This is a genomic window from Kitasatospora sp. NPDC057904 (genome assembly GCF_042887925.1).
Classification (GTDB): Bacteria; Actinomycetota; Actinomycetes; order Streptomycetales; family Streptomycetaceae; genus Kitasatospora.
Map to the genome: position 1 here is coordinate 352,398 of NZ_JBHVOL010000006.1, position 22,913 is coordinate 375,310.

Here is a 22,913-nt window from a genome sequence, read left to right on the forward strand (position 1 = left end):
CCGGCGACGTTCTGTACTCTCCGACTGTTGATCTATGTTGTCAACGTTGATTGAAATCAATGTGGAATACTGTGGGTCATCATCAAGGCATGCGGACACAGGGCGCACGTACCCGATCGGAGGGCGAGGGCAGACCATGGCCGAACGCTTGACCACCCAGCAGGTCGCCGAGCAGCTCGGCGTCAAGGTGGAGACGGTGTACGCCTACGCCAGCCGCGGACAGCTCAGCAGCGAGCGGGCCCCGGGCGGCAAGGGCAGCACCTTCGACGCCCGCGAGGTCGCCGAGCTGGCCGCCCGTGGCCGCCGCGCCCCGGTGCGCCCGGCTCCGGGTGAGGCTCCCGCCGCCGCATCGTGGGGCAGCGAACCGGTCGCGGTGCGGACCGGGCTGACGCTGATCGAGAACGGTCGGCTCTACTACCGCGGCCGGGACGCCGTCGAACTGGCCGCCCGGTACGGCTTCGAGGCCGCGATCGGCTGGCTCTGGGGCCTGGGCACCGACGCCCCGGTGGAGCTGCGGGTGCCGCCCGCCACCGCCGCGGCGCTGGCCCGCGCCGCCGCCGCGCTGCCCGAAGGGATCCGGCTGCCCGACCGGCTCCGGATCTCGGCGACCGTCGCCGCCGCGCTCGACCCGTTGCGCTTCGACCTGCGCGAGCGGACCGTCCACGCCGCCGGAGCGGCGCTGATCGCCGGGATGGTCGAGGCGCTGCCCCGCACCGCGCCCGATCCGGACCCCGGCCCCGGGTCTTCGCTGGCCGCGCGGCTGTGGAGCCGGCTGGCCACGGCCGCGCCCACGCCGGAGGCGCTGTCCTGCCTGGACCGCGCCCTGGTCCTGCTGATCGACCACGAGCTGGCGGTCTCGACGGTGGCGGCCCGGCTCGCGGCGTCGGCGCGGGCGCATCCGTACGCCGTGGTCTCCGCCGGACTCGGCGCGACCGACGGTCCGCTGCACGGCGCCGCCAGCCCGCTCGCGCACCGGATGCTCGCCGAGGTGCTGGCCGACGGCGCCGTGCCGGTGGTGTCCGACTACCTGCGCACCGGACGGCCGATCCCGGGGCTCGGCCACCGGCTCTACCCGGAAGGCGATCCGAGAGCGGTCGCGCTGCTGGACGCGGTCCGTCGACTCGACGGCGGCGCGGCCGTGGTGGCGGCCGTCGCCGCGGTGGAGGCGGCCGCGGGCCCGGCCGGGCGGCCGGAGCTGCGGGCCAACATCGACCTGGCGCTGGCCGCCATGGCGCTGACGGCCGGGCTCCCGGCGGAGGCCGGCGAGGTGGTCTTCGCGGTGGCCCGCACCCCGGGCTGGCTGGCCCACGCGGTGGAGGAGTACGGCGAGGAGCCACTGCGGATGCGGGCCCGGGCCGGATACGTCGGGCCGCGCCCGCAGGCGTAGGACGCGTCTGCCCTTCCGGTCTTCCGGCCCGGGTGCCGGAAGACCGCGACGCCCCTTCGCCGTTGTCCTTGGTCATGAAGATCGGCGAAGCTTCCAGGCTCAGCGGCGTGAGCGCGAGGTCGTTGCGGCACTACGAGGACGAGGGCCTGATCGTCCCCGGCCGTTTCGACAACGGCTTCCGGGACTACTGCCGGTCCACGATCGACCGGGTGCTCGTCATCCGCTCGTTCCTGGAGTCCGGGCTGCCCGTGCGGTTGATCAGGGAAGTCCTGCCGGGCCTCGCCGACGGATCCGCAGCCGGCACCGACGCGGTGTGCGCGGAGTTCCTGGGCGAGGTACGCAGTTACCGCGATCGGCTCGCCGCGCGCATCGCGGTGCTCGGCGAGCAGCAGGCGGCGCTCGACGCCTACCTCCGAGAGGCCGGGCGACCGCATCGATGACCGCCGCTTGACCTTCACGCAAGTGTCAGGTTCCTACGGTCGGTGCATGGAGATCGACGAGCAGCAGCACACCACCGGGCAGACGGGCAGGGCACTGGTCCAGCGGTCGCACCGGGGGCCGAAGGACCTGACCCTGACGACCGATCACCGCCGCCCCACCCCGGGGCCCGGCGAGTACCTGATCCGCGTCGGCGCCGCCGGGATCAACTTCGCCGACGTCATGCAGACGCACGGAACATACGGAGCCGGTCCGACGCCGCCCTACGTGGCCGGCTTCGAGGCCGCCGGTGAGGTCGTGGGCGTCGGCCCGGACGTCGGGAGCCCGCTCCGACCCGGCACCCACGTCGTCGGCACCGGCCCCGGCGCCTTCGCGCAGTACATGACGATGCCGGCGGCGGGCGTTCTTCCCGTGCCGCGCGGATGGAGCGATGCCGCGGCCCTCGGCATGGTGCTGAACTGGGCCACGGCCCTGGCGGCGCTGAAGCCGTTGGGCGGGATCAGGGCCGGTGAGGTCGTCCTCGTCCATGCCGCCGCCGGAGGCGTGGGGCGGGCCGCCGTTCGTCTCGCCCACCACTACGGTGCGCGTGTGATCGCCACGGCGTCACCGGCGAAGCACGATGCCGTCAGGGCGATCGGCGCCGAGGCGGTCCTGGACGCCCGACGATCCGACCTGGCCGAGGAGATCACCCGCCTCGGCGGCGGGGTCGATTTGGTCCTGGAGTCGGTGGGACGGGCCACGTTCCCGGCCAGTCTGGCGGTCACCAAGCCCTTCACCGGACGCATCGTCGTCTTCGGCGCGGCTTCCGGCGACGCCACGCTGACCACGCACGACCTGGTCTTCACCCACCAGGTCCAGGTCAAGGGCCTGCACATCGGTGCGTTGGCGGCCGCAGCACCGGCCGTCTACCGGGACTTGCTCGCCGAGATCGGGGCCCTCATCGCGCAGGGCGTGTACGCGCCCGGCACTCCTCAGGTCCACCCCCTGGCCGAGGGGGCGCGGGTACTGCAGGCACTCGAAGCGGGTCGGACGCTCGGCAAACACGCCCTCGATCCCTGGGGCTAGCGTCGCCGCCTACGGCACGACGGGCAGTGCCTCCAGCCCGTGGACGAGCCGCGAGTGCCGCCAGCGAAGTTGGTCGGCCGGCACGGCGAGGCGCAGGCCGGGGAAGCGGGCCAGCAGGACGCGCAGCGCGGTCGCCACCTCGGCGTGCGCGAGGGGTGCGCCGAGGCAGCGGTGGATGCCGTGGCCGAAGGCCAGGTGCGCGTGGGCGTCCGCCCGGTCCAGGTCGAGCCGGTCCGCGTCCGCGAAGCGGGCCGGGTCGCGGTTGGCGGCGCCCGGGCTGACGAACATCGGGCTGCCCGCCGGGACGTCCGTCCCACCGATCCGGACCGGTTCGGGGGCCCAGCGCCAGGTGGCGACGGTGACCGCCGAGTCGTAGCGCAGGAGTTCGTCGACGGCGCCGTCGATCCGGCCCGGGTCCGTGCGCAGCGCCTCCAGCTGGTCGGGGTGCCGGAGCAGGGCCAGGACGGCGTTGCCGATGGCGGCGGTGGTCGTCTCGTGCCCGGCGACCAGGAGCAGCACCGCCAGCGAGACCAGTTCCCGCTCGGTCAGCCGGTCGCCGTCGCAGTCCCGGGCGGCGACCAGCGCGGAGAGCAGAGCGTCGTCCGGGGTGCGGCGCTTGGCCGCGACGAGCCCGGTCATGTAGTCGGCGAGCGCGTGGGAGGCGGTGTCGGTGCGGGCGTGGTCGCCGGCGGCGAACAGGTCCGTCGACCACGCCCGGACGGCGTCCCGGTCGGCGGCCGGGACACCGAGGAGCTGGCAGATCACCGTGACGGGCAACGGGACGGCGAGACCTGCGATGAGGTCCACCTCCTCCCCGGGCGTCCACGAGTCGAGGAGGGTGTCGGCGACGCCGCGGACGTACGGGCGCAGGCGGTCGACGGCCCCGGGGGTGAACGCCTTCGTGACCAGCCGTCGCAAGCGGGTGTGGTCCGGCGGGTCCGTGGCCAGCATGTTCTGCGAGACGGCGGGGTGGACGTCGCGCCCGGTCTCCTTGCCGGCGAAGAAGCGCGCGGTGTCCTTCGACAGTCCGGGATCGGCCAGCGCCTGCCGCGCCTCGGCGTAACCGGTCACGACGTAGCCGGCCCGGTGCCCGCTGCCCGGGAGCTTCTGCACGGCCGCTCGGCTGCGGAGCGCCGCGTACGTCGGGTACGGGTCCCGGAAGAATCCGGGGTCCTGGAGGGGCGTGCTCATGGTCGTCCGTTCGCGGTCGCAGGAACCAGGGGAGGCCGCCGTGCCGGTCGGACGGCGCAGCGCGGGACCGAGCGTAGCGACGTCGGCTCCGCCGCGATCGTTCACCGGGCCCGCGGGCCACGGCGTTTGATGCCGTGCGGACGCCGGGACGGCGGACACCACAGTCGACGCCGCCGGGCGGACCGGCAGCGGACGGGGTTGTCGCAGCACTGCCGCAGGATGTGGACGCGCTGGCCCGGGCCTTGATGGCGGGACGGTCCTCCGGCCGCCGAACCGGCCGTCGGGATGGCGGCGATGAAGACGATCAGACCGGCGAGCAGCCCGATCAGCGCCGAGTCGCGGACGGATGCCGGAGTGATCCGCGCATGCTGCCGCCGCTGAGCCGGTTCGCTCGCCTCCGCCGGTACGTCGTCGTCCCGGGCCCTCCCACGGCGCATGCGGGCGCTCCTTCCGTTCCGTCTTCTGACCGGGTCATGCCGAGAGTATCGACCTGCGTTCGCCTCGGCACGGTCGGCGTCGTCAGGACCTTCAGGGGGAACTCACCGGGGGGAGCCGACAGCCGTACCGGTGACGCACCGGACGATGCCGCATCCTGACCGGACCTGATCACGCCTGACCGCACCACTGAGTCGAGAGGGAGACGCCGTTGCGTATCACCGACGCCCGCACGGGCCGGCACAGCGAGATCCGCCCCCGCCGGACCGGACTCCTGCGCGTGACCGTCGACGTGGGGGAGCGGGGCCGGCCGTTCCGGCTCGGCGATCTGCGCGCCCTGCTGGTCGGTGACGTCCTGGCGCGCACCTGCGAGACGCACGGCCTCCAGGTGCTGACCGAGCTCGCCGTCCCGAACGGTTCCGACGGGCCGGACGAACAGCTCCGGGCCCTCCGCATCGCTGCCGACCGACTCGGCATCCACCCGCCCGCCCACCTGCACGCGCGCGCGGACGCGCAGGACGGGCCGGTCGCCGACCTGACCGTCACCAGCCGCCCCGACGCCGAACCCGAACCGCCGGCGGCCCTACTCCTGCTCACCGGTCCCGTGGCCGAGGACCTGCCGACCCCGGCCCTCACCCCGGAGGACGACCCCCTCGCGCTGCGCCTCGCCCTCCTCGAACACGCCGTCACCACCCCGGTCCGGCTCACCGCCGGCACCCTGGCGGACGCCGCCGAGAAGCTGACCCGCTGGCGCGCGCTCGTCGCCGACCTCGCCTCCATGCCCTCCGGCGCGCCGGAGGCCGACATGGTCCAGGCGAGCTTCGACGGCCTCGACGAGGACCTCGACGCCCGGGTCGCGTTGCGCGCACTCGACGCCCTGGAGGCCCGCACCGACCTGTCGCCCGGCACGCGCTTCGAGACCTTCGTGCGGCTCGACCAGGTCCTCGCCCTCGAACTCGGTCGCGACATCGGCCGCGGGCCGCACTGAGCGCGCGGCCCCTCGCGTGGGGGCCAAAATCGGGGGCGGAGCACCGGCCGAACGTGACACGGTGGCGGGGTGAACCCACCGAGCTTCGAGCAGACGAGTCCCGCCGGCGGCCGGGTGATCCTCCTGACGGGCCCGCCCGGAGCCGGCAAGAGCACCGTCTCGGCGCTCCTCGCCGACCGCCTGACCCCGAGCGTCCACCTGCACAGTGACGACTTCTGGCGCTACATCAAGCAGGGCCGGCTCCCGGCCTACCTGCCCGAGGCCCACCGGCAGAACCAGGTGGTCCTGGAGGTCCTGGTCGCGGCGGCGTTCGGCTACGCCGCCGGCGGCTACCACGTGGTGTACGACGGCGTCGTGGGCCCCTGGTTCATCGACCTCTTCCGCACCGCGGCCAAGGAGCGGGCCGTGCCGCTGAGTTACGTCATCCTGCGCCCGGACGAGCACACCACGCTGGACCGGGCGACCGGCCGCACCGGCGACGACGCCCTGACCGACCCCGCCCCGGTCCGGTCGATGCACGCCCAGTTCAGCGACCTGGGCGCCTACGAGGCGAACGTCCTGGACTCCGGCCGACTGACGGCGGAGGTGACCGCCGACCGCGTCCTGGAGGGCCTCGCGAGGGGCGCCTACCTCCTCGACCCCGACAGCCCGGTCCACAGCTCCTGACGATCGGGTCGGTCCCATCGGGGGGCAGCAGGACTCCGGCGCCATTATCGTCCGAACGACGATAAGTGTTATCGTCCATCTGACGTTAATGCTGAAGGCCGCCTGCCCCAGGAGGACGCCGTGGACGAACAACGGCCCTGCAACACCGTTTTCACCCCGGGCTGTGAGCGGGTGCTCGAAGGCCCTGACTGGTACCACCCGGAGGAGTGGATCGAGGACTACGGCCGGCGAACCGGGCCGAGCCTCCGGGACGACCTGCCGGAACACCTCCTGCGCACGCTCGCGGAGAGCCCGGCCTCCGACGTCCGCGTCGCGGTGCTGGCCCACCCCGATGTGCCGTCCGACCTGGTGGACCGGATGCTCGGCGATCCGGACTGGGACGTGCGGCGCAGTGCCATCGGCCGGACCCGGGACGCCGTAGCCCTACGGGCGGCGGCCCGCGACGAGTGGACCGTCCGCGTCGCCGTGGCCACCAACCCCCATACCCCCGCCGAGCTCCTGAACGAGCTCGCCCGCGACCGGGACCAGCAGGTGCGCGTCTCCGCCGTCTGCAATCCGTCGGCGCCGCCCGAGCTGGTCACTGCCGCCGCCCGTAAGCGGTTCGACCCCGTCGTCCGCCGGTGGGCCCTGTGGGCGACGACCAGCCGGCGGCTGATGCGGGCCGCGGCGACGTCCGCCGACACGGAGAACCGTCGCTGGCTGGCCGGCAACCGGAACCTCCCGCCCGACGTGCTCACGGCCCTCGCCGAAGACCCGTCACGCGACGTCCGCTACGCGGTGGCCACCAACCCGGCCTGCCCGCCGGACCTCCGGAATCGGCTTGAGGCCACGCTCGATCGCAGGGCGGGAGGCAACTGAGTCAGGGGTCCGGCGTCCAGTGGATTTCGGTGGTGGCCGGGTGCGGCTGCTTGTGTGATGGGATGTGCGCACGGGTCGGGGGAAGGGCGGGCGTGATGAGCGGGCACGGGATGCACGAGACCGATCTCGCGCCGCGATCGCTGCGGACGCGCGCCCTCGTGGCGGAAACCGGTCGGGCCCGGGAGCTTCTGGCTGCCGGCGAGTGGCGTCCTGCCGTTGCGGACGCCGAAGCGGCCGCGGCCGTGCTGGCCCGCCTACAAGCCCCGCTCCCGGCCCGGCGCGGGGCCGCGCGCACGCTGGTGGCCGCGGACCGCGACCGGCGGCTCCAGCGCCTGCTGCGCACGACCCTCCACCACCTGGACGCGGGCGCCGTCAGCCCGCCCGCAGCCGCCCTCCTGGCCGCCGTCGCCCGAGCGTTCCTGCCCTGGTACGCCACCCCGAACCCGCCGGCCCCGGCAGCGGCCCGGGCGTACGGGACGCCGGCCGGCCCGGCCGCACCGCCGACGGAGGCCGGTGAGGCCCTGATCCCCGAACTGGCCTCCCTGTTCGCCCTGCTGGCCTCGACGAGGCGGCCCGGGACTCCACCGATCACGCCCCCGGTCGAGCCCTGGCGGGCCCGGTACGCGGGCCGCTTCCGCCGTTACGGCAGATCGGCCCCCGGGGTGTGGACCGCGGAGACCGTCGCCTGTCCGGCCTGCGGAGGCACGGCCGGGCCGTGGGCGGTGGCCTGCGACTGGCGCCTGATCGCGCTGGGCTGCCCGTGCGGCGAGACGACCCGTGAACACGGCCTCGCCCTCTCCGAAGTCTGGCTTCTCCTGCCGGACTCGTGATCAGCCGCATGGGAGAACACAGAGCGGCGCGGGAAGTCGGCCACACCGACTTCCCGCGCTCAACCGGGGCTGCCCAGGCCTCAGCCCGTGATCGGCCTCAGGGCGGTGGTCATCATCGCCGCCATGCCCGAGCCGCCGTTGTAGGAGCCGACGGTGGCGTCGTTCAGGGCGTTGACGATGTCGTCACCGGCGACCTGGTTGCCGTTGCCGACGATCACGGTGTCCCAGTTGCCGCCCGCCGCCTGGGCGGCGTCCATGGCGCCGCCGGCCACGCCGCTGGAGCCGTTGTGCGAGCCGACGGTGGCGTCGTGGCCCGCGTTGATGATGTCGTAGCCCGCGACCTGGTTGCCGTTGCCGACCACCACCGTTCCGTGGTTGCCGCCGGAGACGACCTCGGCGCTCGCGACGGTCGGTACGGCGGCGATGCCGGCGGCGGCGAGTGCGGCCAGCGCCCAGGTGGTGTGACGGTGCATGATGATTCTCCGATCTGTCAGAAAATATCCCTTTTGAGGGGCGAGGGTGACAGTAGGCGCCGCTCCTGCCGGGGCGGGCGATGGTCCGCCGGTCGTGGTGTGTCGGACGGGGCGGGCGGGACCGGTCGGGTGAATCGCGTGGTGAAGGGCCCCGCGCGCGGGGGCTACGATCGGGGCTCCCTCCGACCGGCGATCTGGAGCTCACCGATGCGCGTGGACCGACTTCGCGGGCGGGCCCGGCTGACCCGGTCGGCCCGGCTGTCGCGGGCATCCGTGGCAGCCGCGGCGGTCGTCGCCCTGGCCGCCACTGCCGCCGCCTGCGGGCCGAACAACGACGCCTACGTGGCCCTGCAGAACGTGATGAAGTCCCACATCACCACCCAGGACCACCGGCCGGTCGGTTCGGTCTCCTGCACCCCGCACGTCCACGGCACCGTGCGCGGGGAGACCGTTCACCTGCGCTGCCAGGTCGAGTTCGCCGACGGGACGTCGTACACCGCCGACGCGGCCATCCACGACCAGAACTCCGGCGGTACGCACAACCGGCCCGACACCTACTCCTGGGACAGCCCGCCGCCCGAGTGACGCCGAGCGTCGGCGCCGATCACCAGCACGAGCTTCCCCCGCAGGCCGCCGCTCTCGCCGGCCCGGTGCGCGTCCGCGATGTCGGCGAGCGCGAAGGTCCGAACGGCGGGGAGGGCGAAGCGCCCGGCCTCGATCAGCGGGCCGATCGAGCGGATGGCGTGGAGGGCGCGGCCATCGTCGCCCCGGCTGAACCGGACGCCATGCTCCCGTGCGCCGGCGAAGTCGGCGATCGTCACGACCTGCCCGGGGCCGCCCGTCAGCGTGATGAGGTCGGGCAGTCCGCGCCCGGCGGCGTCGAGCGCGAGGTCGACTCCGTCGGGGGCGACCGCCCGGACCCGTTCGACGAGCCCGGGTCCGTAGACGACGGGCTCGGCCCCGAGGCCGCGCAGGTAGTCCTGCCGCGCGGGGCCGGCGGTCCCGATCACGCGCGCACCGCGCGCCACGGCGAGCTGGACGGCGGCGCTGCCGATCGTTCCCGAGGCGCCGTGGACCAGCAGGACGTGTCCGTCCGCGACGCCCAGCTGGTCGAGCACCCGCGTGGCCGTCTCGGCGGCGGCGGGCAGTGCGGCGGCGGCCGGGAAGTCGAGCGGTCGCGGGATCGGCGCGTAGCAGGAGAGCACCGCGAGTTCGGCCTGGGCCGCGCCGGACGTGCAGAGGCCGAAGACGCGGTCGCCGATCGCGAAGTCCTCGACGCCTTCGCCGAGTTCGTCGACGATGCCCGCCGCCTCGTGGCCGAGGGTCTGGGGGAGTGCCTGGTCCATCTCGCCCCGGCGCTTCTTCCAGTCGCTGGCGTTGATGCCGGCCGCGCGGACGGCGATGCGGATCTCGCCGGGGCCCGGATGCGGGTCGGGCAGGTCGACGATCTCCAGGACCTCGGGGCCGCCGAAGCGGCTGAACTGTGCTGCCTTCATGGTGTTTTCCCTTGCGTCAGTGGGTGCGTCCTCAGCCGTGCGCCTGCTGCGCGTGCCGGGGCAGCAGCCCCACCAGCGCGAAGACGATCAGGTTCAGGCCGGCGGTGATGGCGAGGACGAGTTCGGCGGCGTCGATGCTGGAGTGCGGCGAGCCGTGCCCGGCGCGGGCGAAGAACACCGTGCCGAGGGCGGCCACGCCGATCGCGCCGGCGAACTGCTGGACGGCGTTGAGGGTGCCCGCGCCCGTGCCGACCTCCTCGGTCGTGGCGTCGCCGAGGATGTAGTCGACGAGCGGGACGAAGACCATGCCGGAGCCGAATCCGGTGAGCAGGAGCGCGGGCGCCAGCTTCCAGACGGAGAGGTCGGTGCCCCAGTGGGCGGTGGACCACCACAGCGCCAGCAGGCCCGCGACCGCGATCGCCAGGCCCAGGTGCAGGGCGGTGCGCCCGAGCCGCACGGCCAGCGACCGGCCGGCGAGGAGGACGGCCAGGGCGGTGCCGAGGGCCCACGGGATCAGCGTGAGGCCGGTGTGCAGCGGCGACCAGCCCAGGCCCTGCTGCAGCAGCAGGTTGACGGTCAGGACGAACGCGCTCAGCGCGGCGTAGAAACCGCCCGAGACCATCAGGCCGACGACGAAGCCGCGCTTGCGGAACAGCGAGGGCGTGATGACCGGGTGCGCGCTGTGCCGCTCGAAGCGCGCGAACAGGGCGAACAGGACCGCCGCGCCCGCCATCATGGCGTAGCTCCAGGCGGGCCAGCCGTGCTCGCGGCCCTGGATGAGCGGGACGATCAGCAGTGCCGACGCGGCGGTGAGCAGCCCGACGCCGACCGGGTCGAGGCGGGCGGAGCGGTCCTCGCCGCCGTGCGCGGGCAGCACGCGCCAGGCGATCGCGAGGGCGGCGACGCCGAAGGGGATGTTGATCAGGAAGATCGGGCGCCACTCGCTGCCGAAGAGGTTCAGGTGGAGCAGCCACCCGGCGAGGATCGGGCCGGCGACGGTGGCCAGGCCCATGAGGGGGCCGATGGGCGTCAGGGCCTTGCGCAGCTGGTGGGGCGGGAAGACGATCTTCACCAGGGCCATGCCCTGCGGGATCATGACCGATCCGCACAGGCCCTGGAGCGTGCGGGCGGTGATCAGGAGGGCCGGGTTCGGGGCCAGTCCGCAGGCGAGCGAGGCCAGGGTGAAGCCGGTCAGGCCGAGCAGGAACAGCCGCCGGCGGCCCAGCAGGTCGCCGAGCCGTCCGGACGTGACGAGGCCGAGGGCGAAGGCCGCGGTGTAGGCGCTGAGCACCCACTGGAGCGTGGACTCGCTGCCGCCGAGGTCGGCGCGGATGGAGGGGCCGGCGAGGTTGGCGATGCTGGCGTCGATGAGGTCCATGACGTCGGCGAGGAAGACGACGACCACGACGAGCCACGCGGTGCGCGGGGGCAGCACGGTGCTGCCGGTGGTCGCGGGGGATCGGGAAGTGAGCTGGTCAGTAGACACGAACACCGTTCTACAGCAGATCGCTGTTCTGTTCAATACGAACATCGTTCTTAGTGGCGTGGAACACCGTTCGCAGGTTGGTTAGACTGCTCGCATGGCACCCACCCCGCAGGAGCGACGCGCAGCGCGGCACCAGCTCGGCACCGACACGGACGCGCCGGGCGTCCGGCGCGGGCCGTCCGCCGGACGCAAGAAGCCGATCACGGTCGAGGCGATCATCAGCACGGCGTTCGCGATGATCGAGGAGGAGGGCTTCGAGGCCCTCACCATGCGGCGCCTCGCGACGGCCCTGGAGACCGGGCCGTCCTCGCTCTACGCGCACGTGGTGAACAAGGACGACCTGGACGAGCTGCTCATCGGCCGCCTGTGCGCCCGGATCGACCTCCCGGAGCCGGACCCGGCCCGGTGGCGGCAGCAGGTCACCGACGTCTGCACCCAGCTCCGCGACCAGTACCTGCGCTACCCCGGCATCTCCCGGGCCGCCTTCGCCGCCGCCCCCTCGGACCTCGACACCCTCCGGGTCGGCGAGGGCCTGCTCGCCATCCTCCTCGCCGGCGGCATCCCCCCGCAGGCCGCCGCCTGGGCCATGGACTCGCTGATGCTCTACGTGAACGCGTACAGCCTTGAGCTCTCCATGGCCGGCAAGCGCCACGAACGCGGCGACGGCGAGTGGGTCGTCGAACGCGACGAACTCCTGCGCCGCTTCGCCGCCCTCCCCGACGCCTACCCCCAGACCCGGCGCTACGCCGAGGAGTTGACGGCCGGCACCACCCACGACCGCTTCGACTTCACGCTCGGCCTGATGCTCGACGGCATCGAGAGCGCGCGGTCCCGCCAGTAGGACGAACGGCGCGCAATGCGGCCGCCCGGCCGCGAGCAGGACCCCTACCAGCCCCACTCCACCGGGCCGACCGGCTGCAACCCGGCCTGCCGGGCCAGCCATTCGGCGCGCTCCACGTCGCCCTGCCGGAAGTGGACGAAGACCGTGTGGTCCTCGGCGGGCACGTCACGGAAAACGTCCCGGCTGTTGAGCGCGATCTGGACGTAGGCGTCCTTGTTGCGGACCGCCAGGCCGAGCTCCGGAACGGCCGGCCAGCTGAAGCAGTCCCAGTCGATCGAACCCGGACCGGACCCGACCACCCCGAAGAACGACTCCTCGATCGACCCGACCGGCAGCCGTTCGAGGATCAGCGAGACGGGGAGCAGCGCCGCCACGTTCGGGTCCCCCGCCACGACCATGCGTCGGACGTCGTCGTTGGACTCCGGCCGGTACGGGTCGGCAGGGGCGATCGTGGCCGTCGGGAAGGCGGCCGCCATGCGCTGCACCTCTTCGAGTGTGAGCGCTTCCGTCTCCGCGCTGACGTTGAACGAGTCCATGGGGATCGCGAGGTTCAGCAGCCGCTTGACGGCACGGTAGGCGGTCGGCAGATCGGGGGTCCGCAGGACGGGCAGGGCGTTCGAATTGCTCACGCCGGGCAGTCTGGCAGACCGGGTGCCCCGTGATCACGTGGGTTTGCGCCCCGCGCCGGCGCCGGAGCAGCCCGTCGAGGTCGCGGCAGTGGGCGGCGGACGCTACTGCGTCGGCTCCACCGCTATGTCGCTGAACACCGCCTGGGCGTCCTCCGTGTAGGCGCCGATGCTGCCGCCCGGGTACGGGCGTTCCTCGTCGTCGTAGGAGACCAGGCCCTTGCCGTCGACGCTCACGTCCAGGTGGGCACCGCGCTGGACCACCTTGACGTCGGACCAGTCGCCGACGGGGAACTCCTCGGCGGCCGTCGCCAGGAAGCGCTGGCCGCCGGGGTAGGCGGGGTCGCGCTTGCCGAGCTCCCAGCCGTTGGGCTTGAGGATGAGGTAGTAGAAGTGGTCCGGGTCGGTGTACGCCCACACCAGCCACGGCACCTCCCAGGGGTTGGGCGTGGGTGTGCGCAGCTGGGCGACGGTGCGCATGCGGGCCTGGAGGCTCATGTCCCCGTACTGCCGCGTGGAGACGATCAGTCCGGCGTGGGTCTCGTCCGGCTGCCGCGCCGGCTTGGGGGAGAGGGCCAGGCCGTTCGTGAAGCCGGTGTTCGCGCCGTGGCCGTCGAAGACCGACCGCCAGGGGCCGTGGACCGAACCGTCGGTCCACGGCCGCACCGGCTCCCCGTACTCGTCCCCCCAGATGGCGCTCACCGCGAAGGCGAGCCCCGCCACCGCGGCGGCGGAGAGGAGGACGACGGTGAGGAGCCGGTGAACTCTCGTCATGCCGTCGAGTATGACTCCGGACCCTTGGGCTGGGGGACGGCGAGGGGGGCCGGTGCGGGCGCCGGGTCGGCGTCGACGCCGAAGTCCTCGGCGAGTTGGGCCAGGATCCGGGCGGTGGCGTGCCCGTCGCCGAAGGGGTTGCCGGCCCTCGCCATGCGCCGGTACGCGTCGTCGTCGTCCAGCAGGCGCATGGCGGCGTCCAGGATGACGTGCGGTTCCGTGCCCACGAGTTGGGCCGCGCCGGCCTCCACGGCCTCGGGCCGCTCGGTGGTGGTGCGCAGCACGAGGGCGGGCTTGCCGAGGGTGGGGGCCTCCTCCTGGATGCCGCCGGAGTCGGTCAGGACGAGGTCGCAGCCGGCCAGGGTGGCGGAGAAGTCGACGTAGTCGAGTGGTTCGACGATGCGGATGGCGGTGTGGCCGGACAGTTCGGGCAGGAGGGCCTCGCGGACGGCGGGGCTCTTGTGGAGCGGCAGCACGAGTTCGACGTCGCCGCGGTCGGCGAGCCGGCGCAGGGCCTTGCCCATGGCGCGCATCTTGTCGCCCTGGTTCTCACGGCGGTGCAGGGTGACCAGGACGCGGCGCCGGCCGTTGCTCTCGAAGTGGTCGCGGCCGGCGCCCTGGTCGAGCACCCACAGCAGGTTGTCGATGACGGTGTTGCCGGTGACGAACACCTCCGCCTCCGGGACGCCTTCGGCGGTGAGGTGTCCGGCGGCGCGGGGGGTGGGCGCGAAGTGCCAGCGGGCGATGCGCCCGATGAGGCGGCGGTTGAGCTCCTCGGGGAAGGGGTTGTCCAGCACCCCGGTGCGCAGCCCGGCCTCGACGTGGGCGACGGGGACGTGCTCGTAGAAGGCGGCGAGGGCGCCGGTGAGCGCGGAGGTGGTGTCGCCCTGGACGACGACGAGGTCCGGGCGTTCGGCGTGGACGACCTCGCCCAGGCCTTCGACCAGACGGGCCGTCAGCTTGGACAGCTCCTGCCGCTCTCTCATCACGTCGAGCTCGAACTTGGCTTCGACCTGCAGCAGTTCGAGCATCTGCTGGAGCATCTCGCGGTGCTGGCCGGTGGAGACGACGAGGGGCTCGAAGTGCGGGGAGGCGGCCATGGCGCGGACGACCGGCGCGAGCTTGATCGCCTCCGGGCGGGTGCCGAGGACGAGCATGGCGCGGACGGGTGTGGTGTTCGCGTTCGGGGACATGAGTCTCCAGAGAGGGTGCCTGCCGAGGGGCAGGGAGGGTTTTCCGCACAGGGTTTTTCCGCACGTGCGCGGAGGGTCGTGCGTGCGCACGTGCGTGGACGGTGCTGAAGGAGACGGGCGTGCGTGTGTCGGGTGCGCGTCAGGTGCGTGCGGTCTTGAGCCAGGTCTGCTTGCCGGTGAGCATGCGCCACAGGCCCCACCATCCGGCGGCGAACCAGATGTAGCCGTAGACGACGAACACGTGGGAGAGCAGGACCGCGCGGACGAGCCCGAGCCCGCGCTCGCGCCGGAAGTAGACCCAGCCGTAGGCGTACGCCGCGGTGAACGACAGGACGTACGGGCCGATGATCCACATCGGCGACACCAACGGGTGCCCGGCCTCGACGGAGCCGAGGAGGACGCCGCCCGTGGCGATGACGAAGGACAGCGGGAGCAGGGAGGTGAGCAGGATCAGGACGGGGCTGGAGAGGTGGTACAGCAGGTCGATCGCGGGCTTCGTGGGCACCTCGCGCAGGATCAGCGGCACCAGCCGGGCCGACTGCAGGTGGCCCTGGAACCAGCGGGAGCGCTGGCGCACCAGCCGTCGCACGTCGAGCACGGCCTGTTGGGAGACGGCGGCGGTGGTGCAGTGGTGGTTGGTCCAGCCGCCGGCGATGAGGCGCACCCCGAGGTCGAGGTCCTCGGTCAGGGAGTCGCTCCACGGCCCCGAGCCGTCCTCCCCGCAGAGGGTGTCGAGCGCGGAGAGTCGCATGAACTGCCCGTTGCCGCCCATGCCGACGCTGCCGAAGTAGCGGCGGGCGGACTGGAAGATGTCGCCGTAGATGACGAACTCCATGTCCTGGAGGCGGGCGAGCAGGCCCTGCTGACGGTTGTACATGCGCACGCCGATCTGGGTGGCGCCGGTGCGCGGGTCGTCGAAGTAGGGGTCGACGGCCTGGACGACGTGCGGGTCGAGGCGGCCGTCGGCGTCGACGACGCAGACGATCACCTCGCCCGGGTCGCGGCCGTCCAGGATGCCGGACTCCCGCAGGTGGCGGATGCCGGCGTTGAGGGCGGCGCCCTTGCCCTTGCGGGCGTTCGGCAGGTGCCGCTGCAGCAGCTTGACCCGGTCGGGGTCGGCGGCGCGGGCGATCTCCGCGGTGCGGTCGTCGGACGCGTCGTCGATGACCAGTGCCATGAAGTCGGCCGCCGGCAGTGAGGTGATCCGGGCCAGGCTCTCCGCGAGCACCTTCTCCTCGTTGAGACAGGCGAGGAGGAAGACGTAGAGACGCTCGGCCTGCGGACCGCGGTCGTTGCGGACCCTGCGCCTGGAGAGGACGAAGAGGGTGGCGTTGTAGCAGCCCGCCATCACGATGATGGCGACGCTCGACCAGAGAAGGACCTCCGTGATCACGGGCGATCACCGGAGCTCCGGAACGCGAACCAGAATTTGACGAGAAGGAGAATGGTGGCTGTCGAACAGTAGAGCAGGAACCCGGCACCGGCCGCTTCCTGCAGTCCCCTGGCGAAGGGTACGCCCGGCAGAACTTCTGGGGCCGCCATCAGTCCGGCCAAGGGCAGGACTATCCCCAGAACGGGTTTTCCGTACATGAGATCCCCCCGGATTTCAGCCCGCCCGTCGGTCCGGGGCGTGCGGTCGGAGGCTATCAGATGACAAGCAGGCTTAAGCACGTGATCACGAAAGGCTGCGAATCGGAATATTAAATTCCGTGAAACGGCGGTGAACCGGCCCGATCGGGCGTTCGGTAGGCCGATGATCGTTTCATTACCGCAGGCCGAGGGCCGATGATTGGCCGAATGTGGTGCCATCGGAGGGCGTGCGTTCCGCGTCGTGGACGCCGGCTCCTCCGTGCGAAGTCGACCGTCGAAAAGTGCACGGGCCGGACCGAGAAATGCTGTTGACACTCCTTGCGCCCGGCGTGAGAATCGGCAAAATGCCGGGGCTTCACCGCCGTGCCTTGCCATGTCTTCACCAGATTCACCGGGGGGTGCCTGGGGTGCGGGACCGGCGAAACCCATGAATCAGGGGGGACGACAATGAGCAAGGCGAGAGGGAGAATCCCGGTTGCCCGGGTCCCGCTCATTCTGACCGTGATCACCGCCCTGCTGGGCGGCGTCGGACTTTCCACCGGTGCCGAGGCGACGGGCGGCGCCGGGAATCCGGCCGTTCCGTCCGGCGGGCTGCTCGCCGCCGCCGCGTCCGGTCCGGCCACCGGGGCCGGTTCCGCGGACCTGGCCGCCTGGAGCGCCGCCCAGCGGGTGAACGACCTCAAGCGCCGGGCGCACCGGCTCCCCGTCATTCCGGCGGCGGCCCCCGCTGCCGCGGCCGCGCGCCCGTCCGTCCAGGCCCCGACCGCCGCGGCCGGTGCCTCGGCCCTCGTCCTCTACGACACCACCGGCCCCTACGGCTACCTCGGCGAGCTCTACGCCATGGCGACGGCCAACCTCGCCGGCCACTTCGGCACCGTCACCGCCAAGCCGGTCTCCGCGTACACCCCCGGCCTGGTGGAGCAGTACTCGGCCACCTTCTACGTCGGCTCGACGTACTACGGCGGCTCCATCCCGGACGACGTCCCGGCGGCGTTCTACCAGGACGTCATGACGACCGCCAAGCCGGTCGACTGGATCGGCGACAACGTCTGGAACATGGCCAACGCCGTCGGCATCGAGAACTTCAAGAAGAAGTACGGCTGGGACCCGACCAACTCCTACTTCTCGACCAACGGCAGCGTCGGGACAATCAACCAGGTCACGTACAAGGGCCAGACGCTGACCCGGAAGATCCCCGCGGGCGCGGACGGCGGCGTGCTGCACCCCGCCCTCTCCGGCGCCGGCTACCCGCAGGTCAACCAGCTCGCGCTGGCCACGGACGCCTCCACCGGGGCCGTCACGCCGTGGGCGATCCGCTCCGCCAACCTCACCTACGTCGGCGAGATCCCCTTCGCCTACGTGTCCGAGTCGGACCGCGTGGTCGCGTTCGAGGACCTCCTCTTCGACGCCCTCGCCCCGGCGACCACCGAGCGCCACCGCGCGTTCGTGCGCCTGGAGGACATCAGCCCGGGGTCGGACCCGACCGAACTGCGCACCATGGCCGACTACCTGGCCTCGCAGAACATCCCCTACGGGATCAACGTCATCCCCGTCTACACCGACCCCCGGGGCGTCTACAACAACGGCACGCCCCAGACCATCACCCTGGCCCAGGCCCCGGACGTCGTCGCCGCGCTCCAGTACATGCTCGCGCACGGCGCCGTCCTCATGAACCACGGCTACACGCACCAGTACGGCAACGTCAACAACCCCTACACCGGCGTCACGGCCGACGACTTCGAGTTCTTCCGCTCGCACGTCGACGCCGCCAACAACGTCGTCTACGACGGGCCGCCCGCCGAGGACTCCACCGCCTGGGCCCAGTCCCGGGTGACCGCGGCCCTCGCCGGCTTCGCCGCGGCCGGCCTGCCCAGGCCCGCCCTCTGGACCACCCCGCACTACGCCGCCTCGGCCGCCGACTACCGGGTCTTCGGCCAGAACTACACGGCCCGGCTGGAGCGTCCGCTGTACTTCGCCGGAACGCTGAGCGGCGCGCCCGTGAACCCCGGCCGCTACATCGGGCAGTTCTTCCCGTACGCGGTCAAGGACGTCTACGGTACGACCGTGCTCCCCGAGGACATCGGCAACTACGAGCCCGTGCCCGTCAACAACCACCCGGCACGGCTCCCGGCCGACCTGATCAACTCGGCCAGGGCCAACCTCGCCGTCCGCGACGGGGTGGCCAGTTTCTTCTACCACCCGTACTACCCCGTGGCGCCGCTCCAGCAGACGATCGACGGCATCAGGGCCCTCGGCTACACCTTCGTCGGCCCGATGGACCTGGCCAACTGAGCGGCCCGAACAGGTGAGGAGCTCTCAGCAGTGAACCCGGTGAAGAGGTCGGCCGCCGCCCTCGCGGCGCTGGCCGTCCTCTTCGTCGCCGCCGGATGCTCCGCGGAGTCCGGCGACGACGAGGACAAGCCCAAGCCCAGCCCCTCCTCGGCCGGTGCACCACCGACCGGCCGACCCGACGACGGGAAGACGAGCGAGATGCGCGGCATGACGCTCCCCTCGTGGAACACCGACGACTACGACAGCCCGCAGGCCGCGACCTACATCCAGCAGATCGCCGCCACCGGCACCCGGTGGGTGACCTTCACCCCCACCTGGTACCAGGACCGGGTCACCGACTCGGCCATGCGCACCACCGACGAGACCGCCGCCGACGACAGCCTGCGCAACATCATCCGCCTCGCCCACGACGCGGGCCTCAAGACGATGATCAAGCCCCACGTCGACCTGACCGAGGGCGGCGACCGCGCCGAGATCAGGCCGTCCGACCCGGACGCCTGGTTCACCGCCTACCAGGGCCTCATCACCCACTACGCCCAACTCGCCACCGACAACGGCGTCGACCAGCTCGCCGTCGGCACCGAACTCGCCGGCACCTCCCAGGACGGCGCGCACTGGAGCAGCGTCATCGCCGCCGTCCGCGACCGCTTCAAGGGCCCGCTGACGTACGCCGCCAACTACGACGAGTACAAGAAGGTCCCCTTCTGGAAGGACCTCGACGTCATCGGCATCGACGCCTACTGGCCGCTGACCGACAAGGCGACGACCGACCCGGCCCAGCTGCGCCAGGCGTGGCAGCCCATCGCCGACGAGCTCGCCGCGTTCTCCCAGAGCCGGCAGCGGAAGATCCTCTTCACCGAGGCCGGCTACGTCAGCCAGCGCGGCACGACGACCGCCCCCTACTCCTGGACCGTCAGCAAGCGCGACGGCGATGCCGAACAGGCCGCCGCCTACGAGGCGTTGCTCGCCACCTTCGACGGCAAGCCGTGGTGGGCCGGCGTCTGCTGGTGGATGTGGGACGACTGGCCCGACAGCGGCGAGACGAAGAAGAAGCTCGCGTACACGCCCCACGGGAAGCCGGCGGAGGACGTCCTGAAGAAGTGGTGGACGCAGGCCGGGTGACGCCGTCGCGCGGGTAGGGCGCCGGGGCGCGGCCGGAGCGCCGCGGGGGCGGGGGCGGCGCCGGGCGGGCAGAGTGGTCGCATGCAGGAGCACGAGGAGACGCCACAGGAACAGCGGGCCGGCTGGTTCGAGCTGTTCTTCGACCTGGTGTTCGTGGTCGTGGTGAGCGTCCTCGCCCAGGGGCTGCACGGCGACCCCGGGGCGAAGGAGTTCGGCACGTTCCTCGTGCTGTTCTTCCCGGCCTGGTGGGCGTGGGCGAACCTCACGGTGACGATCAACGTGGTCGGCTCGGACCGCCCCCGCGGCCAGGCCCTGCTCCTCGGGACGATGCCCGCGCTCGGGCTGATGGCCGCGGCGGCGCCGGAAGGGCTCGGATCGCGGGCGTGGGCGTACGCGCTGGGCGCGGCGTGGGTCCGGCTGGGGTTCTTCGCGATCTGGCTCGACCGGGCGCGGCGGCCCGGGAGCCCGCTGCCGGTCTGGCGGCCCGTCCTCTACTGCCTCCTGCCCGCGGTGCTCTGGGCCGTCTCCGCCGTCGTGCCGGGGCCGGGCAGGTTCGTCCTCTGGGGCGCGGCGACGGTGCTGGAGGTCGTGCTGCTGTCGGTGCGCGCCGGGATCAGCGCCGAGTTCTACGCCCGGCTGTCGGTCGAGCACCTCGTCGAGCGGATCAGCCTGTTCGTCGTCATCGTGCTCGGCGAGAGCGTCTACACCATCGGCGTCACCCTGTCCGCCCACTTCACCCGGGCGTCGGGGGCGACGGCGCTGCTCGCCTTCGTCGTGGTCGCCGAACTCGCGATGGTCTTCTTCGTCTGGGGCACGACGGAGGCGGCGCGCGGACTCGCCCACGTCCAGGCCGAACGGTCCGACCGGGCCATCCGCGACACGGTGATGTACCTCCCGTTCGTCCTGGTCTCCGGCGTGACCGTCATCGCCGCCGCCCTCGGCACCGCCGTGGCCGCGCCCACGCACCACCTGCCGGTGGGCGCCCGTTGGGCGTTGTGCGGCGGCGTCCTCGCCTTCTACACCGCCAACGCCGCCATCTCGCTGCGCTACGGCGACGGCCCGCGGACCGTCCTCGGCTGGTACCTGCCCGCCCTGCTCCTCACCCTGGCCGGCCTGGCACCCGCCTCGGTGTTCCTCCCCGCCTGGGCTGCGGTGGCCTGCGCGGCCCTGGTGGTGTTCGCCCTGGCCAAACTCGCCCGCCACCGCAGCGCCGCCCGACGGGGTTGACCGGCCGTCATCGTGACGGCGTCGCGAACTGACTGGCCGTCTTCCGTTTATGGGGATGTGGAGGCGGTGCGGAACGTTGATTCGTCGCGTTCCGTTCAAGCGCCGCTTGCTCCATCATGGAACGGTGTCCGGCGCGCCTACGCGCGTAGCACCGCCCCCCTGTACCCCCACTGCACGGAGGACTTGACCCATGCTCAGACGCCTCGACACCATCCGTCCCCTCGCCCTGGGGGCGGTCGTCCTGACCGTCCTCGCCGGATCGAGCGCCGTCCCCCACCGGGCCGCCGCGGCGACGACCACGGCGAACGCCACGACCGCCCCGGCCGCGGCCCCCGCCACCACCGCGCAGCACCGCGTCCTGTTCGACAACAGCAAGGCGGAGACCGCCGGCAACGCGGACTGGATCATCAGCACCAGCCAGCCGGACCCGCTCGCCGAGAACGCCAACCCGCAGTCGGAGACCGACTGGACCGGCGCCATCTCCGCCTGGGGCGTGGCCCTCCAGAAGACCGGCCAGTACAGCCTCAAGACGCTGCCGAGCGGCTCCACCATCACCTACGGCACCGGCGGCGCGCTGGACCTCGCCAACTTCGACGAGTTCGTCCTGCCCGAGCCGAACATCCGGCTCAGCGACTCCGAGAAGACCGCCGTCATGACCTTCGTCCAGAACGGCGGCGGCCTCTTCCTCATCTCCGACCACACCGGCAGCGACCGCAACAACGACGGCTGGGACTCCCCGGCCATCCTCAACGACCTGATGACCACCAACTCGGTCAACAGCAACGACCCGTTCGGGCTCTCGGTCGACCTGCTCAACATCCAGACCGACAACCCGCGGGCGATCAGCGACGCCGCCGACCCCGTCCTGCACGGCCCCTTCGGCACCGTCACCGGCAGCATCATCCGCAACGGCACCACCTTCACCCTCAAGCCCGCCGACAACCCCTCCGTCAAGGGCATCGTCTACCGCACCGGCTACTCCGGCACCACCGGCGCGTTCTTCGCCACCAGCAGCTTCGGCAAGGGCCGCGTCGCCATCTGGGGCGACAGCTCCGCCATCGACGACGGCACCGGCGAGCCCGGCAAGACCGTCTACAACGGCTGGAACGACCCGGCGGGCACCGACGCCGCGCTCGGTCTCAACGCCACCGCCTGGCTCGCCGGCAGCGGCAGCACCACCGGCAGCGTCACCCTCACCAACCCCGGTGCCCGCACCGCCACCGCGGGGACGGCCACCAGCGTCCAGCTGTCCGCCACCGACACGGCCGGCGGCACCCTGACCTACGCCGCCTCCGGCCTGCCCGCCGGCCTGGGCGTCAACGCCACGACCGGCCTGATCAGCGGCACGCCCACCACCGCCGGAAGCTACTCCGTGACGGCCACCGCGACCGACTCCACCGGCCCGTCCTCCTCCGTCACCTTCACCTGGACCGTCCAGCCCGCCGGCGGCGGCAGCGGCTGCACCGCCGCCCAACTGCTCGCCAACCCGGGCTTCGAGGCCGGTTCGACGGCCGGCTGGACCGAGACCAACACCAGCGGCACCAGCACCATCAACAGCGGCTCCAGCGAGCCGCCGCACTCCGGCACCTACGACGCCTGGCTCGACGGGTACGGCACCACCAACACCGACACCCTCGCCCAGACCGTGACCCTCCCGGCCGGCTGCAGCACCTACAACCTCAGCTTCTGGCTGCACATCGACACCGCCGCGAGCAGCACCACCGCCTTCGACAAGCTGACGGTGACCGCGAACGGCACCACCCTGGCGACCTACTCGAACGTCAACGCGGCCGCCGGCTACCAGCAGCACACCCTCGACCTGTCCGCGTACGCCGGGCAGAGCGTGACCCTCAAGTTCAGCGGCTCGGAGGACTACACCAAGCAGACCTCCTTCGTCCTCGACGACACCGCCGTCAACGTGGCGTGATCCGGCCC

The 22,913-nt window shown here is 72.4% G+C and carries 22 protein-coding genes; 13 read left to right on the plus strand and 9 right to left on the minus strand.

Annotated elements, in window-relative coordinates; translation table 11 throughout:
* Positions 1 to 136: 136 nt before the first annotated feature.
* From ACFVSN_RS18465 to ACFVSN_RS18475, 3 genes are all read left to right on the plus strand, one after another.
* Positions 137 to 1,387 (plus strand): citrate synthase, encoded by a 1,251-nt coding sequence (locus tag ACFVSN_RS18465; RefSeq protein ID WP_387956112.1) that lies wholly within the window; start codon positions 137 to 139, stop codon positions 1,385 to 1,387.
* A 74-nt stretch (positions 1,388 to 1,461) separates the two neighbouring features.
* On the plus strand, positions 1,462 to 1,827 hold the full coding sequence (locus tag ACFVSN_RS18470; protein ID WP_387956114.1) for a MerR family transcriptional regulator: 366 nt from the start codon (positions 1,462 to 1,464) through the stop codon (positions 1,825 to 1,827).
* 46 nt (positions 1,828 to 1,873) lie between these two features.
* Positions 1,874 to 2,890 (plus strand): zinc-binding dehydrogenase, encoded by a 1,017-nt coding sequence (locus tag ACFVSN_RS18475; RefSeq protein ID WP_387956116.1) that lies wholly within the window; start codon positions 1,874 to 1,876, stop codon positions 2,888 to 2,890.
* Positions 2,891 to 2,899: 9 nt separating this feature from the next.
* Here the strand turns inward: ACFVSN_RS18475 and ACFVSN_RS18480 are convergent, their stop codons facing one another.
* Positions 2,900 to 4,081, minus strand: a complete 1,182-nt coding sequence (locus tag ACFVSN_RS18480; protein ID WP_387956118.1) for a cytochrome P450 — start codon at positions 4,079 to 4,081, stop codon at positions 2,900 to 2,902.
* A gap of 101 nt (positions 4,082 to 4,182) precedes the next feature.
* Entirely contained in the window at positions 4,183 to 4,518 is a 336-nt protein-coding gene (locus ACFVSN_RS18485; protein WP_387956120.1) for a hypothetical protein, read from the minus strand.
* A gap of 209 nt (positions 4,519 to 4,727) precedes the next feature.
* On the opposite strand from ACFVSN_RS18485, the gene ACFVSN_RS18490 reads away from it, so the two are divergent.
* From ACFVSN_RS18490 to ACFVSN_RS18505, 4 genes are all read left to right on the plus strand, one after another.
* Positions 4,728 to 5,504 (plus strand): hypothetical protein, encoded by a 777-nt coding sequence (locus tag ACFVSN_RS18490; protein ID WP_387956122.1) that lies wholly within the window; start codon positions 4,728 to 4,730, stop codon positions 5,502 to 5,504.
* Between the two features lie 69 nt (positions 5,505 to 5,573).
* A complete protein-coding gene (locus ACFVSN_RS18495; RefSeq protein WP_387956124.1) occupies positions 5,574 to 6,170 on the plus strand; it encodes an AAA family ATPase in 597 nt (198 codons plus the stop codon).
* A gap of 120 nt (positions 6,171 to 6,290) precedes the next feature.
* Complete coding sequence (locus tag ACFVSN_RS18500; RefSeq protein ID WP_387956126.1) at positions 6,291 to 7,028, plus strand: hypothetical protein; 738 nt, start codon at positions 6,291 to 6,293, stop codon at positions 7,026 to 7,028.
* A gap of 110 nt (positions 7,029 to 7,138) precedes the next feature.
* Positions 7,139 to 7,858 (plus strand): hypothetical protein, encoded by a 720-nt coding sequence (locus ACFVSN_RS18505; RefSeq protein WP_387956128.1) that lies wholly within the window; start codon positions 7,139 to 7,141, stop codon positions 7,856 to 7,858.
* Positions 7,859 to 7,938: 80 nt separating this feature from the next.
* On the opposite strand, the gene ACFVSN_RS18510 is transcribed toward ACFVSN_RS18505, so the two are convergent.
* Positions 7,939 to 8,331 carry a hypothetical protein gene (locus ACFVSN_RS18510; protein ID WP_387956130.1) on the minus strand — a complete coding sequence of 131 codons (393 nt, stop codon included), beginning with the start codon at positions 8,329 to 8,331 and terminating at the stop codon, positions 7,939 to 7,941.
* Positions 8,332 to 8,538: 207 nt separating this feature from the next.
* Between ACFVSN_RS18510 and ACFVSN_RS18515 the strand changes: the two genes are divergently transcribed.
* A complete protein-coding gene (locus ACFVSN_RS18515) occupies positions 8,539 to 8,916 on the plus strand; it encodes a hypothetical protein (RefSeq protein WP_387956132.1) in 378 nt (125 codons plus the stop codon).
* Here the strand turns inward: ACFVSN_RS18515 and ACFVSN_RS18520 are convergent.
* Positions 8,886 to 9,827 (minus strand): NADP-dependent oxidoreductase, encoded by a 942-nt coding sequence (locus ACFVSN_RS18520; protein ID WP_387956134.1) that lies wholly within the window; start codon positions 9,825 to 9,827, stop codon positions 8,886 to 8,888. The genes ACFVSN_RS18515 and ACFVSN_RS18520 overlap by 31 nt on opposite strands.
* Positions 9,828 to 9,858: 31 nt before the next feature.
* Positions 9,859 to 11,313 carry a DHA2 family efflux MFS transporter permease subunit gene (locus tag ACFVSN_RS18525; RefSeq protein WP_387956136.1) on the minus strand — a complete coding sequence of 485 codons (1,455 nt, stop codon included), beginning with the start codon at positions 11,311 to 11,313 and terminating at the stop codon, positions 9,859 to 9,861.
* Positions 11,314 to 11,407: 94 nt separating this feature from the next.
* Between ACFVSN_RS18525 and ACFVSN_RS18530 the strand changes: the two genes are divergently transcribed.
* A complete protein-coding gene (locus ACFVSN_RS18530) occupies positions 11,408 to 12,154 on the plus strand; it encodes a TetR/AcrR family transcriptional regulator (RefSeq protein WP_387956137.1) in 747 nt (248 codons plus the stop codon).
* Between the two features lie 44 nt (positions 12,155 to 12,198).
* Here ACFVSN_RS18530 and ACFVSN_RS18535 read toward each other — a convergent pair whose 3' ends face one another.
* The 4 genes from ACFVSN_RS18535 to ACFVSN_RS18550 form a co-directional block, all read right to left on the minus strand.
* Complete coding sequence (locus ACFVSN_RS18535; RefSeq protein WP_387956138.1) at positions 12,199 to 12,783, minus strand: hypothetical protein; 585 nt, start codon at positions 12,781 to 12,783, stop codon at positions 12,199 to 12,201.
* A gap of 102 nt (positions 12,784 to 12,885) precedes the next feature.
* The gene (locus ACFVSN_RS18540) at positions 12,886 to 13,554 is read right to left on the minus strand and encodes a family 16 glycoside hydrolase (protein WP_387956140.1); all 669 of its coding nucleotides are present in this window, start codon (positions 13,552 to 13,554) and stop codon (positions 12,886 to 12,888) included.
* Positions 13,551 to 14,747 carry a non-hydrolyzing UDP-N-acetylglucosamine 2-epimerase gene (gene wecB, locus ACFVSN_RS18545; RefSeq protein WP_387956142.1) on the minus strand — a complete coding sequence of 399 codons (1,197 nt, stop codon included), beginning with the start codon at positions 14,745 to 14,747 and terminating at the stop codon, positions 13,551 to 13,553. Before wecB ends, ACFVSN_RS18540 begins: the two co-directional genes overlap by 4 nt.
* 139 nt (positions 14,748 to 14,886) lie before the next feature.
* Entirely contained in the window at positions 14,887 to 16,140 is a 1,254-nt protein-coding gene (locus ACFVSN_RS18550; protein WP_387956144.1) for a glycosyltransferase, read from the minus strand.
* Between the two features lie 698 nt (positions 16,141 to 16,838).
* Between ACFVSN_RS18550 and ACFVSN_RS18555 the strand changes: the two genes are divergently transcribed.
* The 4 genes from ACFVSN_RS18555 to ACFVSN_RS18570 all read left to right on the plus strand — a co-directional run bounded on the left by ACFVSN_RS18555 (position 16,839) and on the right by ACFVSN_RS18570 (position 22,905).
* Entirely contained in the window at positions 16,839 to 18,629 is a 1,791-nt protein-coding gene (locus tag ACFVSN_RS18555) for a DUF2334 domain-containing protein (RefSeq protein ID WP_387956146.1), read from the plus strand.
* Positions 18,630 to 18,659: 30 nt separating this feature from the next.
* A complete protein-coding gene (locus ACFVSN_RS18560; RefSeq protein ID WP_387956148.1) occupies positions 18,660 to 19,751 on the plus strand; it encodes a glycoside hydrolase family 113 in 1,092 nt (363 codons plus the stop codon).
* Positions 19,752 to 19,832: 81 nt separating this feature from the next.
* Entirely contained in the window at positions 19,833 to 20,978 is a 1,146-nt protein-coding gene (locus ACFVSN_RS18565) for a low temperature requirement protein A (protein ID WP_387589002.1), read from the plus strand.
* Between the two features lie 190 nt (positions 20,979 to 21,168).
* Positions 21,169 to 22,905, plus strand: a complete 1,737-nt coding sequence (locus ACFVSN_RS18570) for a putative Ig domain-containing protein (RefSeq protein ID WP_387956150.1) — start codon at positions 21,169 to 21,171, stop codon at positions 22,903 to 22,905.
* The last annotated feature ends 8 nt before the right edge of the window (positions 22,906 to 22,913 follow it).

Bases quoted from the DNA above. Each gene is read 5' to 3' on its own strand.
- ACFVSN_RS18465 (WP_387956112.1), top strand. From the start codon at position 137: ATGGCCGAACGCTTGACCACCCAGCAGGTCGCCGAGCAGCTCGGCGTC.
- ACFVSN_RS18470 (WP_387956114.1), top strand. From the start codon at position 1,462: ATGAAGATCGGCGAAGCTTCCAGGCTCAGCGGCGTGAGCGCGAGGTCG.
- ACFVSN_RS18475 (WP_387956116.1), top strand. From the start codon at position 1,874: ATGGAGATCGACGAGCAGCAGCACACCACCGGGCAGACGGGCAGGGCA.
- ACFVSN_RS18480 (WP_387956118.1), bottom strand. From the start codon at position 4,081: ATGAGCACGCCCCTCCAGGACCCCGGATTCTTCCGGGACCCGTACCCG.
- ACFVSN_RS18485 (WP_387956120.1), bottom strand. From the start codon at position 4,518: ATGCGCCGTGGGAGGGCCCGGGACGACGACGTACCGGCGGAGGCGAGC.
- ACFVSN_RS18505 (WP_387956128.1), top strand. From the start codon at position 7,139: ATGCACGAGACCGATCTCGCGCCGCGATCGCTGCGGACGCGCGCCCTC.
- ACFVSN_RS18510 (WP_387956130.1), bottom strand. From the start codon at position 8,331: ATGCACCGTCACACCACCTGGGCGCTGGCCGCACTCGCCGCCGCCGGC.
- ACFVSN_RS18515 (WP_387956132.1), top strand. From the start codon at position 8,539: ATGCGCGTGGACCGACTTCGCGGGCGGGCCCGGCTGACCCGGTCGGCC.
- ACFVSN_RS18520 (WP_387956134.1), bottom strand. From the start codon at position 9,827: ATGAAGGCAGCACAGTTCAGCCGCTTCGGCGGCCCCGAGGTCCTGGAG.
- ACFVSN_RS18530 (WP_387956137.1), top strand. From the start codon at position 11,408: ATGGCACCCACCCCGCAGGAGCGACGCGCAGCGCGGCACCAGCTCGGC.
- ACFVSN_RS18540 (WP_387956140.1), bottom strand. From the start codon at position 13,554: ATGACGAGAGTTCACCGGCTCCTCACCGTCGTCCTCCTCTCCGCCGCC.
- wecB (WP_387956142.1), bottom strand. From the start codon at position 14,747: ATGTCCCCGAACGCGAACACCACACCCGTCCGCGCCATGCTCGTCCTC.
- ACFVSN_RS18565 (WP_387589002.1), top strand. From the start codon at position 19,833: ATGCAGGAGCACGAGGAGACGCCACAGGAACAGCGGGCCGGCTGGTTC.
- ACFVSN_RS18570 (WP_387956150.1), top strand. From the start codon at position 21,169: ATGCTCAGACGCCTCGACACCATCCGTCCCCTCGCCCTGGGGGCGGTC.